Below are 12284 nucleotides of genomic sequence, written 5' to 3'. Positions count from 1 at the left end.
CGCCCTTGTCGCCTGCATGCGCAAACTGCTCATCACGCTTAACGCAATGGTTCGCTCCAACACTCCCTGGCAGTCGGACTTCCATGACGCGTGACATTGCTCGTCTCAAGATAGTTGCTGTCGATCGGAGTTAGCGCTTTAGCGCTTACTCCGATCCCATGCAAGCTGCTTGCTAGCTCTTTCCTGCTCGTTTGCTGCATCGCGGGCAATCGCGCGATTGATATGCGCATTATGGGTGCCCAATCCCCCGAATTGAAGGCATTCATTTACTTCGATTGACTCTATTGAGCCGGTGTAATTGGACCCCTAGCATCCTCTGACGCCTATACCGGCTTGAGACAAAACCGCCGTCGGCGGGTGCATTTCATTACGAAACCAGCCCTACCGAACGCGGAACAACCATGAAAAATCGCATCGAACGCATCGCGATCACCCATCACCGGCTCGAACTCGATCCGCCTTTTCCAGCGTCGTGGGACAGCCAGCCGCGCCGCCGCTTTCCCGCGACGATCGTGCGCGTCGCAGACAGCGAAGGCCGCATCGGCATCGGTTCCGGCGACGCGATGTACGGCTTCGACGACTACCGGCATCTTTTCATCGGCACCGATCCGCTCGACCTCGCGCGTCATTCCGCAGTACTCGACAACCTCAGCTTCCATGCAGGCCGCCTGTGGCCGCTCGACGCAGCGCTGTGGGACCTCGCCGGCAAGATCCGCGGCGAGGCCTGCTGGCGCATCGCGGGTGGCCGCGCGCAGAAGGTGCAGGCATACGCGTCGTCGGGCGTGCATCGTTCGCCGGCAGATGCCGCTCGCTGGGCCGAACACGTCGCCGCGCGCGGCTTCCCCGCGCTGAAGCTGCGCTTCGGCCGGCCCCGTCTCGCCGACGATCTCGCGGTGCTCGCGGCGGTTCGTGCGACGGTCGGCAATGCGGTCGAAATCATGGTCGACTGCAATCAGGGCTGGCGCATGCCGTGGGACACGCAGCCCGCATGGCAGGCCGACGATGCGCTCGCGGTGATCCGCGAACTGGAAAAGTACGACGTCTATTGGGTCGAGGAGCCGCTGCATCGCGGCGACTATGCCGGCCACCGGCAATTGCGCACGCAGACCGGCATCCGCATCGCGGGCGGCGAGCTGACGCGCGACCGCCACGAATTCCAGGCACTGCTCGATCAGGACTGTCTCGACGTGTACCAACCGGACGTGGTCTGCACGCTCGGCCTCGAAGGCAGTCGCCGGCTCGCCGCCGACGTCGAAGCGCATGGCAAGACTTTCACGCCGCACACGTGGGGCAACGGCATCGGGCTCGTCGCGAACCTGCATGTGGCAGCGGGCGCGTCGAATGCGCCGTTCGTCGAGTATCCGTACGACCCGCCTGAATGGACCGCGGCGCGACGTGATTTTCCGCTGACGCAGCCGATCGATGTCGACGCCGCCGGATGGATCGATCTCGGCGACGCGCCAGGCCTCGGTATCGAACTCGACGAAGACGTGCTCGCGGCGACGCTCGCCACGGGCAGCCGCTACGACTGACCGGCTTATCGAAACGCACGCCGCTGCGGCAGAAACGCAGCACGACACACACCACATAAATCACGGAAGGAGACACATCATGCGTGGCATCTCTCATCTCATCCGGGCGGCACTCGTCGCAATGCCGCTCGCAGCTGCAGCGCTGCCCGCGCACGCAGCCGGCACCTGGTGCAGCCAGGGCAAACCGGTACGCTTCGCGGGCATCACGTGGGAAAGCGGCAACTTCACGAGCGAGGTGCTGCGCTTCGTGCTGAAGAACGGCTACGGCTGCGACACCGACACGATCCCCGGCAGCACGGCCGCGACCGAAACGGCGCTGTCGCGCAACGACCTGCAGATCTGGGCCGAGCAGTGGACGGGCCGCTCCGAAATCATCGCTGGTGCAGTGAAGAACGGCACGGTGAAGCTCGTTGGCGACACGCTGCCGGGCGGCACGAAGGAAGGCTGGTACGTGCCCGACTACGTGATTCACGGCGACCCGAAGCGCGGCATCAAGCCGTCGGCACCGGGGCTCGCGTCGGTGAGCGATCTGCCGAAGTACAAGACGCTCTTCGTCGACGACGAGGAACCCGATAAGGGCCGCTTCCTGAACTGCCCGTCCGGCTGGGACTGCGAACGCGTGAACTCGCGTCTGCTGAAACTGCTGAAGCTCGACGATAGCTACACGAACTTCCGTCCCGGCACCGGCGCGGCCCTCGACGCGGCGATCTCGTCGGCGTACGAGCGCGGCAAGCCGATCCTCACGTACTACTGGGAACCGGCCGCGCTGATGGCGAAATACAAGTTTGTCCAGTTGAAGATGCCGCCGTTCAGCGACGCATGCTGGAAGACGTTGCGCGATCCGAACGCCACGCAGCCGTGCGCGTCGTCGTACCTGGTGTCGCATCTGAAGATCGGCGTGTCGACGCCGTTCTACCAGGCCGAGCCCGACGTGATGGCGTTCTTCTCGAAGGTCAGTTTTTCGATTGATTTTCTGGACAGCACGATTCTCGACATGACGTCGCACAAGGTCGATGCGCAGACCGAAGCGACGCAGTTCCTGAAGCAGCATCCGGAGATGTGGAAGCCGTGGGTACCCGCCGACGTCGCAGCAAAAGTACAAAAAGCGCTCGGCGCCTGACCCAGGTAATCGGAGATCCGGGCCGCATGTCGCGGCCCTTCGTTCAGGAGAAAGCAGTGAAGAAAAAGACTCTGGTCGCGGCGTTGCCGCTCGTCATCGCGGCGGGCAGCGTGCACGCACAAAGCAGCGTCACGCTGTACGGCATCATCGATCTGGGGATCGACTACGCGAACAACGTCGAAGGCGGCAGCAACGGGCAGCTCGTGCCCGGCAGCGGCGGCCGGCTCGTGCAGATGCAGAGCGGCGTACCGGCGGGCAGCCGCTGGGGCCTCAAGGGCGCCGAAGATCTGGGCAACGGCTATCACGCGATCTTCCGGCTCGAAAGCGGCTTCAATGCGGCGACCGGTGGACTCGGCGGCGGCCTTGCGTTCTCGCGCAACGCGTATGTCGGCGTCAAGTCGGACAAGTACGGTCAGCTCACGTTCGGCAAGCAGTGGGACGCGTCCGTCGATCTGGTCGAGCCGTTCTCGCTGAACGGTCAGTACGGCGGCTGGTACTTCTCCCACCCGAACGACATGGACAACCTGGACAACGGCTTCCCCGTGAACAACGCGGTGAAGTACGTGAGCCCGACGATCGCGGGCTTCGTATTCGAAGGCCACTATTCGCTCGGCGGCACGGCCGGCGCGTTCTCGACCAATTCGTCGTACAGCGCGGCCGCGCAGTACACGTTCGACGCGTTCAGCGCGGGCGTCGGCTACCTGCGCGTGACGAACCCGATCACCGCGGTGGCCGGCTACGGCAGCGGCGGCAGCTTCGTCAACGCGGTGTACGGTAACGCGCTCGCGAACGCGCGCTATCAGGGCGTGCTGTCGGCGGGCGCGTCGTACACGCTCGGCAGCCTCAAGCTGCTGGCGGACTATTCGAACGTGAACTTCGCCGCGCAGAGCGGCACGCACGACCTGCACTTCCAGAACTACGAAGTGTCGGCGACTTATCAGGCGACGCCGTCGCTGGCGCTCGGCGCGGGCTACACGTTCACGACCGGCCTCGACCACGCGACCGATGCCCAGCCGAAGTACCATCAGGTCAACGCGATCGCGCAATACTCGCTGTCGAAGCGCACGTCGATCTATGCGATGGGTTCGTACCAGCGCGCGGCCGGTGCGGCGCAAAATGCGCAGATCGCGGGATTCAATCCGTCGAGCTCGAAAACCCAGGTGGTCACGCGGGTCGGGATCACGCATTCGTTTTGACGCTGTTGTCGCGCGGTTGTCGTTTAGTGTTTAAGCTGTTGCAGGAAGCGTCGCGCTGCGTGCGCGACGCCGTATTGAAAGGACAGTAGTCATGCGCCGCCTTCCGTCCCTGTCGGCCCTGCGCTCGTTCGAAGAAGCGAGCCGCACCCTGAGTTTCACGAAAGCCGCACAGACGCTGCACGTTACGCAAGGGGCGATCAGCCGGCAGATCCGCCTGCTCGAGGAATATCTCGGCACCCCGCTCTTCATGCGCCATCATCACCGGCTCGAGATCACGCCCGCCGGCAAGCGGCTACTGCCTACCTTGCAGTCCGCGTTCGACAGCATCGCGCACACGCTCGATACGATCCGCAACGACCCGTCGAACAATCTGCTGAGCGTGAACGCCGCGCCAACGCTCGCGACGCGCTGGCTCACGCCGCGGCTGCGCGATTTCCAGCAGCGGTTTCCGGAGCTGCACATCTCGGTGACGAATGAATATGGCGCACTGCACGGCGCCGAGCGCAACGAGGACTGCCAGATCCGTTTCGGCCTCGAGCCGCTACCCGGTGGACAAAGCACGCTGCTGATGCGCGAACGGCACGTGCTGGTCGGCGCGGCGCGCGAATTCGCGCAAGCACCCGACGATCCCGCCGCATTGCGCGACGTGCTCGTCCATCATCCGTGGCTGTACATTCTCGACATCGACCGGCGTCTGCTGGTGTGGGAAGCATGGCTCGAAAAAGCGGCGCTCGGCGAAGACCTCGCACCGCGTGGCGAACTGGAATTCAGCACGCTCGATCAGGTGATCCACGCGGCCGTCGCCGGCCTCGGGATCGCGGTTGCGGACCGGCACATGATCGAGCAGGAACTCGCGAGCGGCAGCCTGATCCAGTTGAGTCCGATCGAAGTGGATGGGCCGTACGGCTACTGGCTCGACGTTCGGCCCGAAGTGCTCGACACCGCGCGGGTGCAGCACTTCAGCCGATGGCTGATCGACAACCACGTCGATCAGCACATCGGCCGTACCGTAAGCTAGCCGAGGCCGCCCATCATCAGGTACTTCGTTTCGACATACTCGTCGATCCCGTACTTCGAACCTTCGCGGCCGAGTCCCGATTCCTTCACGCCGCCAAACGGCGCGACCTCGGTTGACACGATGCCCTCGTTGATGCCGACCATCCCGCTTTCGAGTGCGCCGGCCACGCGCCACACGCGGCCGATGTCGCGCGCGTAGAAGTACGCGGACAGTCCGAACTCAGTGTCGTTCGCAAGACGAATCGCTTCGTCTTCGGTATCGAAGCGGAACACCGCCGCGACGGGGCCGAACGTCTCTTCGTTCGCGAGCTTCATCTGCGGGTTCGCATCGACGATCACGGTCGGCTCGTAAAACGTGCCGCCGAGCGCGTGTCCGCGTCCGCCGCATACGACCTTGCCGCCATGCTCGCGCGCATCGGCGACGTGATCTTCGACCTTCGCGAGCGCCGCACGGTTAATCAATGGCCCCTGGGTCGCGCCGCTCTCGAGACCGTTCGACACCCGCAGTCGCCCGACCGCGGCGACCAGTTTGTCGACGAACGCATCGTGCACTGAAGCCTGCACGAAGAAGCGGTTCACGCACACACAGGTCTGCCCGGTATTGCGAAACTTCGATGCCATCGCGCCTTCGACAGCGGCATCGAGATCCGCGTCGTCGAACACGATGAACGGCGCGTTGCCGCCGAGTTCGAGCGAGACTTTCTTTACCGTGTCAGCGGCCTGGCGCATCAACAGCTTGCCGGTGCGCGTCGAGCCTGTGAACGAAATCTTGCGCACGTTGCGTGATTCCATCAGCGCACCACCGATCGCGGGCGCATCGCCGGACACGACGTTGAACACGCCCGCCGGGATGCCCGCCTCGGCCGCGAGCGCGGCCAGTGCAAGGGCAGACAGCGGCGTTTCTTCCGACGGCTTCAGCACCATCGTGCAGCCGGCCGCAAGCGCGGGACCGGCCTTGCGCGTGACCATCGCGAGCGGGAAATTCCACGGCGTGATCGCGCCGACCACACCGACCGGCTCTTTCGTGACGATGATCCGCGCGCCCGGCTTCGGCGCGGGAATCACGTCGCCGTAGACGCGCCGCGCCTCTTCCGCGAACCACGTCAGAAAGCTCGCCGCGTAACCGACCTCGCCCATCGCCTCGGCGAGCGGCTTGCCCTGCTCGCGCGTCATGATCAGCGCGAGATCGCGCTGATGTTCGAGCATCAGTTCGCCCCAGCGACGCACCTTCGCGCCGCGCTCGGCCGCGGTACACGCGCGCCACGCGACGAACGCGCGCGTGGCGGCGTCGATCGCGTGTCGCGTGTCGTCGGCGCCGGCTCGCGCGACCTGCGCAAGCACGTCGCCATTCGCCGGATCGACGACCGCATAGGCCTCGTCAGCATCGCGCCATGCACCGTCGATGAAGCTCGCGGTACGCCACAGTTGCGGATTACGCAGACCGTCGATCATGCTGCGATCTCCAGCTTGCGGGATGCGCGCGCGACACGCGGAATCCGCGTGGCGACGTAGTCGTTGATCACGTCGCACGGCGTGTAGTTACGTTCGAGTTCGTACAGTTCGTCGGCGGTGAGATGCGTGTCGAGCGCGGCCAGCGCACCGTCGAACTGCTCGACCGAATCCGCGCCGACCAGCATCGACGTGATGCCCTTCTTGCCGAGCACCCAGGCCTGTGCGATCTGCGCACACGACACGCCGCGCGCATGCGCGACGTCCGCGACCGAACGCGCGATGTCGCGCGACGCCATATCGTCGTACATCTGCACGGTAAAGAAATCGGTCTGGTTGCGCACCGACTTCGGATCGCCCGACAGCAGGCCACGCGCAAGCGGACTGAACACCGATACGCCAATCCCCTGATCGATACAGAACGGCAGCATCTCGCGCTCTTCCTCGCGATACGCGCAGTTTAGCTGCAGCTGCATGTTGATCGGCCGCGCGAAGCCATAACGCTCGCAGACCTGCAGGATCTTCGCGAACTGCCACGTGTACATCGTCGACACACCGATATAGCGCGCCTTGCCTGCACGCACGATGTCGTTCAGCGCATCCATCGTTTCTTCGACCGGCGTGTTCACGTCGAAGTAGTGCAGCATGTAGACGTCGACGTAGTCGGTCTGCAGGCGGCGCAGCGAACCGTCGATCGCCTCCATCACGTGCTTGCGCGAATGGCCCTGGTTGTTCGGGCCGCTACCGATCGGATAGCCGACCTTCGTCGTCAGCACGAGTTCGTCGCGCTTCGCGAGACGCTTCACGATGCGCCCCACCACTTCTTCGCCGACGCCCGTCGAATAGAAATCGGCGAGGTCGATGAAGTTCACGCCGGCTTCGAGCGCGCGGGCCACGATCGGCTCGCTCTGCTGCTCGTTGAAAATCCACGGCTTCCAGTCGGGCGTTCCCATGTTCATCGTGCCGAGGCACAGCCGCGACACCTTGAGCCCCGAGCGGCCCAGTTGCACGTATTCCATCGTGTTCCCCTGATTCGGTTGACCGCGACGCAGCGCGTTAAGCGGCCTTGGCCTTCGGCGTGTAGAACGGATTGCTGATCGCATCGCGCACCGCAGCGAGCTTGTCGAGCGACGGCAGGCCGTTCATCGCGGCATGGATCGCCGTGCGGCATGCGGTGTAGTTGTTTTCGTAGACCGCGTCGAGGTCGTCGCATGCCCAGTTCACCCAGTTCGCGGTGACGATGCACCATTCGTTCTCGGCTTCGGGCGGCAGCGTGCCGTCGAGCATCGCCTCGGTAACCGCCCTCGCGATTGCGGCCTGCGATGCGCCCCACGTTGCGTTGCCATGCAGGTCGCCGCGGATGTCGGCCTTGTTCACGTACAGCGTCGCGGGCTTCACAGGCAGATTCGGTTGAGCAATGACCATGAACGGCACGTGTCCCTGCGACGGCGACGACAGACTGTTCGTGAATGCCTGACCGACCGGGCCGCTGCGCGGTCCGATCATGATGTTGATATGCGCGGCGTTGACGCCGGGGCCCGCGAAACCTTCGCCGATATAGACTTCCATCGCTTTCATCTCCTGCTCCGTCTCCATGTTGTTCGAGCGGCATACGCCGCAGCGGATATCGCGTCGCATTGAAGCATGGCGTTTGCGCGGTCAAAAGCTATGAAAACTCATGGGGGCATGATGCGTTTTCATTCCCGCGGGCCGATCGTACAGATCGGTGCGACGGCATGAGATCAGGTAATGCGTCGATGATTATTTGTGCCTTTCGCTACCTGAGACGGCATCGGTACACTAGGCCGCGCAAGCAAATAGAACGCAACGAGGCGCAGGCGGAGTCGACGAAACGAACCGCCGCAGCGCACAACACGAGACAACGCGGCAACCCGCCGCGGCGAAGCCGGACCACCGGCCGCCGCACGCCGCTTACAGGAGGAGACATTCAATGGGACGTCTGACGTTCGCGAGCATCCGCGCAACGGGCACCCGCACGCTCGTCGCGCTGGCCTGTGCAGTCGCGGCAACCGGCAGCCATGCCGCGCCGGGCTGGTGCGGCGCCGGCAAGACCGTCAAGTTCGCGCAGATCACGTGGGAAAGCGGCGCGCTGATGACCGAAATGGTCCGTACGGTGCTCGAGAAAGGCTACGGCTGCAAGACCGAACTCGTGACTGGTGCGACCGCCGCGACCGAAACCGCGCTCGCACGCGGCGACCTGCAAATCTGGGCCGAACACTGGACGGGCCGTAGCCCGATCGTCGCGCGTGCACTGCAGCAAGGCAGCGTGAAGCTGGTCGGCGAACTGATCCCGGGCGGCGATCGCGAAGGCTGGTACGTGCCCGACTATGTGATCAACGGCGACCCGAAGCGCGGCATCAAGCCGCTCGCGCCGCAACTGCGTTCGATCACGCAACTGGCGCAATACAAATCCCTCTTCACCGACGATGAAGAACCCGACCGCGGCCGCTTCTACAACTGCCCGAGCGGCTGGGACTGCGAACGCTTCAACACCCGGCTGTTCGATGCGTACAAACTCGGCGACGCCTACACCAACTTTCATCCAGGCACCGGCGCGGGTCTCGATGCGGCGATCGCATCCGCGTACGAGCGCGGCAAGCCGATCCTGTTCTACTACTGGCAGCCGGCCGGGCTGATGGCGAAATATCGCTTCATCCGACTCGACGGCGCACCGTATTCCGATGCATGCTGGAAGACGATCGCCGATGCGAATGGCGGCACGCCGTGTGCTTCCGCGTTCAAGGTGTCGCATCTGATGGTCGCCGTCTCGACGCCGTTCTTCGACGCCGAGCCCGACGCGGTCGCGTTCTTCGGCAAGGTCAGCATACCGCTCGCGCTCGACGAACAACTGGTCGCGCAGATGCATGAGCGCAAGCTCGATGCATCGACGGTCGCGAAAACGTTCTTCGAGCAGCATCCGGAAATCTGGAAGCAGTGGGTCGATCCGGCCGTCGCGGCACGCGTGCAGGCCGCGCTGCGCACGTGACCCGAGGTCACGCCATCCGGCCATAGCGCCCGCATCATCGCAACAGAAAGAGGCTCAACATGCATCCGCTTTTTCTTCGCCTGTCGATCGCAGACTGGGTCAACGACTGGGTCAACGCGTTCGTGCAGCGCTACGGCGACGCGTTCCACAACTTCAGCGTGCTGATGCTGCGCCACGTACTGGTGCCGCTCGAAGGCCTGCTGCGCGCGATGCCGCCGTGGGTCGTGCTCGCCGCGGTCGGGCTGCTCGCGTGGCATGCGTCGCGGCGCATCGGCGTCGCGGTGCTGTTCATGGCGCTGCTTTATCTGATCGGCTGCTTCGGTCTGTGGGACAAGCTGATGCAGACCTTCGCGCTGATGCTCGTCGCGACGGTCGTGTCGGTTGCGCTCGGCGTGCCGCTCGGCATCCTCGCGGCGGGCAGCGCAGGTCTGCGTCGCGTGCTGCTGCCGATCCTCGACATCATGCAGACGCTGCCGAGCTTCGTGTACCTGATTCCGGTGCTGATGCTGTTCGGTCTCGGCAAGGTGCCGGCGATCTTCGCGACCGTGATCTACGCGCTGCCGCCGCTGATCCGCCTGACCGATCTCGGCATCCGTCACGTGGACGGCGAGATCGTCGAAGCGGCGCGCGCGTTCGGGACCACGCGCATGCAGCTGCTGTTCAACGTGCAGCTGCCGCTCGCGCGGCCGAGCATCATGGCCGGCATCAACCAGACGACGATGATGGCGCTGTCGATGGTCGTGATCGCATCGATGATCGGCTCACGCGGGCTCGGCGAAGACGTGCTCGCGGGCATCCAGACGCTCGACGTCGGCAAGGGCACGCAGGCCGGCATCGCGATCGTGATTCTCGCGATCGTGATCGACCGGATCAGCCAGGGCTACGGCCAGGACCGCCGCACGCGGCGCCTGAAGAGTCGCTACGCACAGCCGTCGCGGATTCCGTTCCGCCGCGCGCGTGCCGCGGCCGTGGACTCCACTGTCGATAGCAGCAAGGACAGCGCCACAGCCAACCCCGAACTCGCCAAGCAAGGCGCGAAGTGAATTGCGAACCCCGCGCGCCGTCAAACGTCACAGCAAAGAGGAACCCGTCATGAGCGGCATCGAAGTCAAACACGTGTACAAGCTGTTCGGACCGCCGCACGCCGGCCGCGAAGCGCTCGAACTGCTGAAGGGCGGCGCGAGCAAGGCCGACGTGCTCGAACGCACGCGCTGCAACGTCGGGCTGAACGACGTCAGCCTGTCGATCGGCTCCGGACAGATCTTCGTGATCATGGGCCTGTCGGGATCGGGCAAGTCGACGCTCGTGCGTCACTTCAACCGGCTGATCGAGCCGACCGTCGGCGAAATCCTGATCGACGGTCGCGACGTGCTGAAGCTCGACGCGGGCGGGTTGCGCCAACTGCGCCGCTTCGGCGTCAGCATGGTGTTCCAGAGCTTCGGCCTGCTGCCGCACCAGACCGTGCTCGACAACGCGGCGTACGCACTCGTCACGCGCGGCGAGAAGAAGGCGAAGGCGCAGGAACAGGCACACAGCTGGCTCGAGAAGGTCGGTTTGCGCGGCTACGCGAATCACTATCCTGATGAACTATCGGGCGGCATGCGGCAGCGCGTGGGACTCGCGCGTGCGCTCGCGGCCGACACCGACGTGATCCTGATGGACGAAGCGTTCTCCGCGCTGGACCCGCTGATCCGCGCCGAGATGCAGGATCAACTGCTCAACCTGCAGGCGATGCTGAACAAGACGATCGTCTTCATCACGCACGACCTCGACGAAGCACTGCGGATCGGCAACCAGATCGCGATCCTGCGCGATGGTGCGCTCGTGCAGTGCGGCACGCCCGACGACATCCTGCAGCGTCCCGCGGACGACTACGTACGCCGCTTCGTCGAACGGCGCGCCGACACGCACTGAGCGCGACGGCGCGTATGGCGCGTGCATGGGCGTTCCGGCCGGTATACTCTCGCGTTTTCACCTGGTGCCGCGCTGTCGCGGCGCTGCCGCGAGGAGGCGACCGTGAAGCGAAAGATGCCGGCCCTGAACGCGCTGAAAGCCTTCGAGGCGGCCGGCACGAGCGGCAGCTTCACGCGCGCCGCCGAACAGCTGAACGTCACGCAAAGCGCGGTGAGCCGCCAGGTGCGGCAACTCGAGGAGCAGCTCGGCGAAGCGTTGCTCGAACGCCATCATCACAGGCTCGAACTCACGGCCGCGGGTCGCTCGCTGCTGCACACGCTGCAGCAGTCGTTCGACCGCATCGAACTGACCGTTCGCGCGATCCAGCAGAAGAGCGATCTGAACCGGCTGCGCGTGAACGTGCCGCCGACCTTCGCGAGCCGCTGGCTCGTGCCGCGGCTCGGCCGGCTGCGCGAACGCCATCCGTCGCTTGAACTGAGTCTGACTACGCGACTACAGGACAGCCTCGCCGATTCGACCGCGCTCGACTGCGCGATCCGTTTCGGCGACGGGGAATGGGAAGGACTCGAAAGCTCGCTGCTGATGCACGAACAGCATGTAGCCGTGTGTTCGCCGGCGCTCGTCGAAGGGGACACCGCTAAGGGCGGTGCGGTCGACCTCACGCGCCACACGCTGCTGCACGTGCTGTCCGGCGACAATCAGCGCTATCTGACCTGGCGGCACTGGCTCGACGCGGCGCGCATCGAAGGCGTCGATATGGCGGGTGGCTACGAGTTCGATCTGCTTGATCACGCGATCCGCGCGGCTGTCGAAGGACTCGGCGTGACGATCGCCGATCGTCACATGATCAGCCGCGAACTTGCTAGCCGGGAGCTCGTGCAGGTGCTCGACGTGCATGTCGACGGGCGGCAGTCGTACTGGTTCGTCGTGCGGCCTGAGCAGAAAAACTTCAAGGCGTTGCAGCAGTTCCGGCGGTGGTTGATGGAGGAGATGGGGGATGAGGGGTAGTGGGTGGTCGACCGGATAGGTCCCCGCCTTTCTCAGGGACC

The 12284-nt window shown here is 64.7% G+C and carries 11 protein-coding genes; 8 read left to right on the top strand and 3 right to left on the bottom strand.

The annotated features are described in order from the left end of the window. The first annotated feature begins 401 nt into the window (after nucleotides 1-401). From ACREXZ_RS23990 to ACREXZ_RS23975, 4 genes are all read left to right on the top strand, one after another. Nucleotides 402-1532, top strand: a complete 1131-nt coding sequence (locus ACREXZ_RS23990; protein ID WP_431766607.1) for a mandelate racemase/muconate lactonizing enzyme family protein — start codon at nucleotides 402-404, stop codon at nucleotides 1530-1532. Nucleotides 1533-1611: 79 nt separating this feature from the next. Continuing rightward, nucleotides 1612-2652, top strand: a complete 1041-nt coding sequence (locus ACREXZ_RS23985; protein ID WP_431766606.1) for an ABC transporter substrate-binding protein — start codon at nucleotides 1612-1614, stop codon at nucleotides 2650-2652. A 56-nt stretch (nucleotides 2653-2708) separates the two neighbouring features. Beyond that, complete coding sequence (locus ACREXZ_RS23980; RefSeq protein ID WP_431766605.1) at nucleotides 2709-3848, top strand: porin; 1140 nt, start codon at nucleotides 2709-2711, stop codon at nucleotides 3846-3848. Between the two features lie 91 nt (nucleotides 3849-3939). After that, on the top strand, nucleotides 3940-4866 hold the full coding sequence (locus ACREXZ_RS23975) for a LysR substrate-binding domain-containing protein (RefSeq protein ID WP_431766604.1): 927 nt from the start codon (nucleotides 3940-3942) through the stop codon (nucleotides 4864-4866). On the opposite strand, the gene ACREXZ_RS23970 is transcribed toward ACREXZ_RS23975, so the two are convergent. From ACREXZ_RS23970 to fae, 3 genes are read right to left on the bottom strand one after another with little or no spacing between them, the layout of a single operon-like run. Next, entirely contained in the window at nucleotides 4863-6317 is a 1455-nt protein-coding gene (locus ACREXZ_RS23970) for an NAD-dependent succinate-semialdehyde dehydrogenase (protein WP_431766603.1), read from the bottom strand. The genes ACREXZ_RS23975 and ACREXZ_RS23970 overlap by 4 nt on opposite strands. Beyond that, entirely contained in the window at nucleotides 6314-7333 is a 1020-nt protein-coding gene (locus ACREXZ_RS23965; protein ID WP_431766602.1) for an aldo/keto reductase, read from the bottom strand. Before ACREXZ_RS23965 ends, ACREXZ_RS23970 begins: the two co-directional genes overlap by 4 nt. Before the next feature lie 37 nt (nucleotides 7334-7370). Beyond that, entirely contained in the window at nucleotides 7371-7892 is a 522-nt protein-coding gene (fae, locus tag ACREXZ_RS23960; RefSeq protein ID WP_431766601.1) for a formaldehyde-activating enzyme, read from the bottom strand. A gap of 373 nt (nucleotides 7893-8265) precedes the next feature. Between fae and ACREXZ_RS23955 the strand changes: the two genes are divergently transcribed. The 4 genes from ACREXZ_RS23955 (at nucleotide 8266) to ACREXZ_RS23940 (ending at nucleotide 12243) form a co-directional block, all read left to right on the top strand. Further along, complete coding sequence (locus tag ACREXZ_RS23955; RefSeq protein WP_431766600.1) at nucleotides 8266-9321, top strand: ABC transporter substrate-binding protein; 1056 nt, start codon at nucleotides 8266-8268, stop codon at nucleotides 9319-9321. Nucleotides 9322-9380: 59 nt separating this feature from the next. Further along, entirely contained in the window at nucleotides 9381-10364 is a 984-nt protein-coding gene (locus tag ACREXZ_RS23950; RefSeq protein WP_431766599.1) for an ABC transporter permease, read from the top strand. Between the two features lie 49 nt (nucleotides 10365-10413). Next, entirely contained in the window at nucleotides 10414-11235 is an 822-nt protein-coding gene (locus ACREXZ_RS23945; RefSeq protein WP_431766598.1) for a quaternary amine ABC transporter ATP-binding protein, read from the top strand. Nucleotides 11236-11349: 114 nt separating this feature from the next. Next, nucleotides 11350-12243 carry a LysR substrate-binding domain-containing protein gene (locus tag ACREXZ_RS23940; RefSeq protein WP_431766611.1) on the top strand — a complete coding sequence of 298 codons (894 nt, stop codon included), beginning with the start codon at nucleotides 11350-11352 and terminating at the stop codon, nucleotides 12241-12243. Nucleotides 12244-12284: the final 41 nt, after the last annotated feature.

The sequence above is a fragment of the Paraburkholderia sp. genome, assembly GCF_050742655.1.
Lineage (GTDB): Bacteria > Pseudomonadota > Gammaproteobacteria > Burkholderiales > Burkholderiaceae > Paraburkholderia.
The sequence above is the reverse complement of the archived record's forward strand: the minus strand, read 5'-3'. Positions and strand labels throughout refer to the sequence as shown.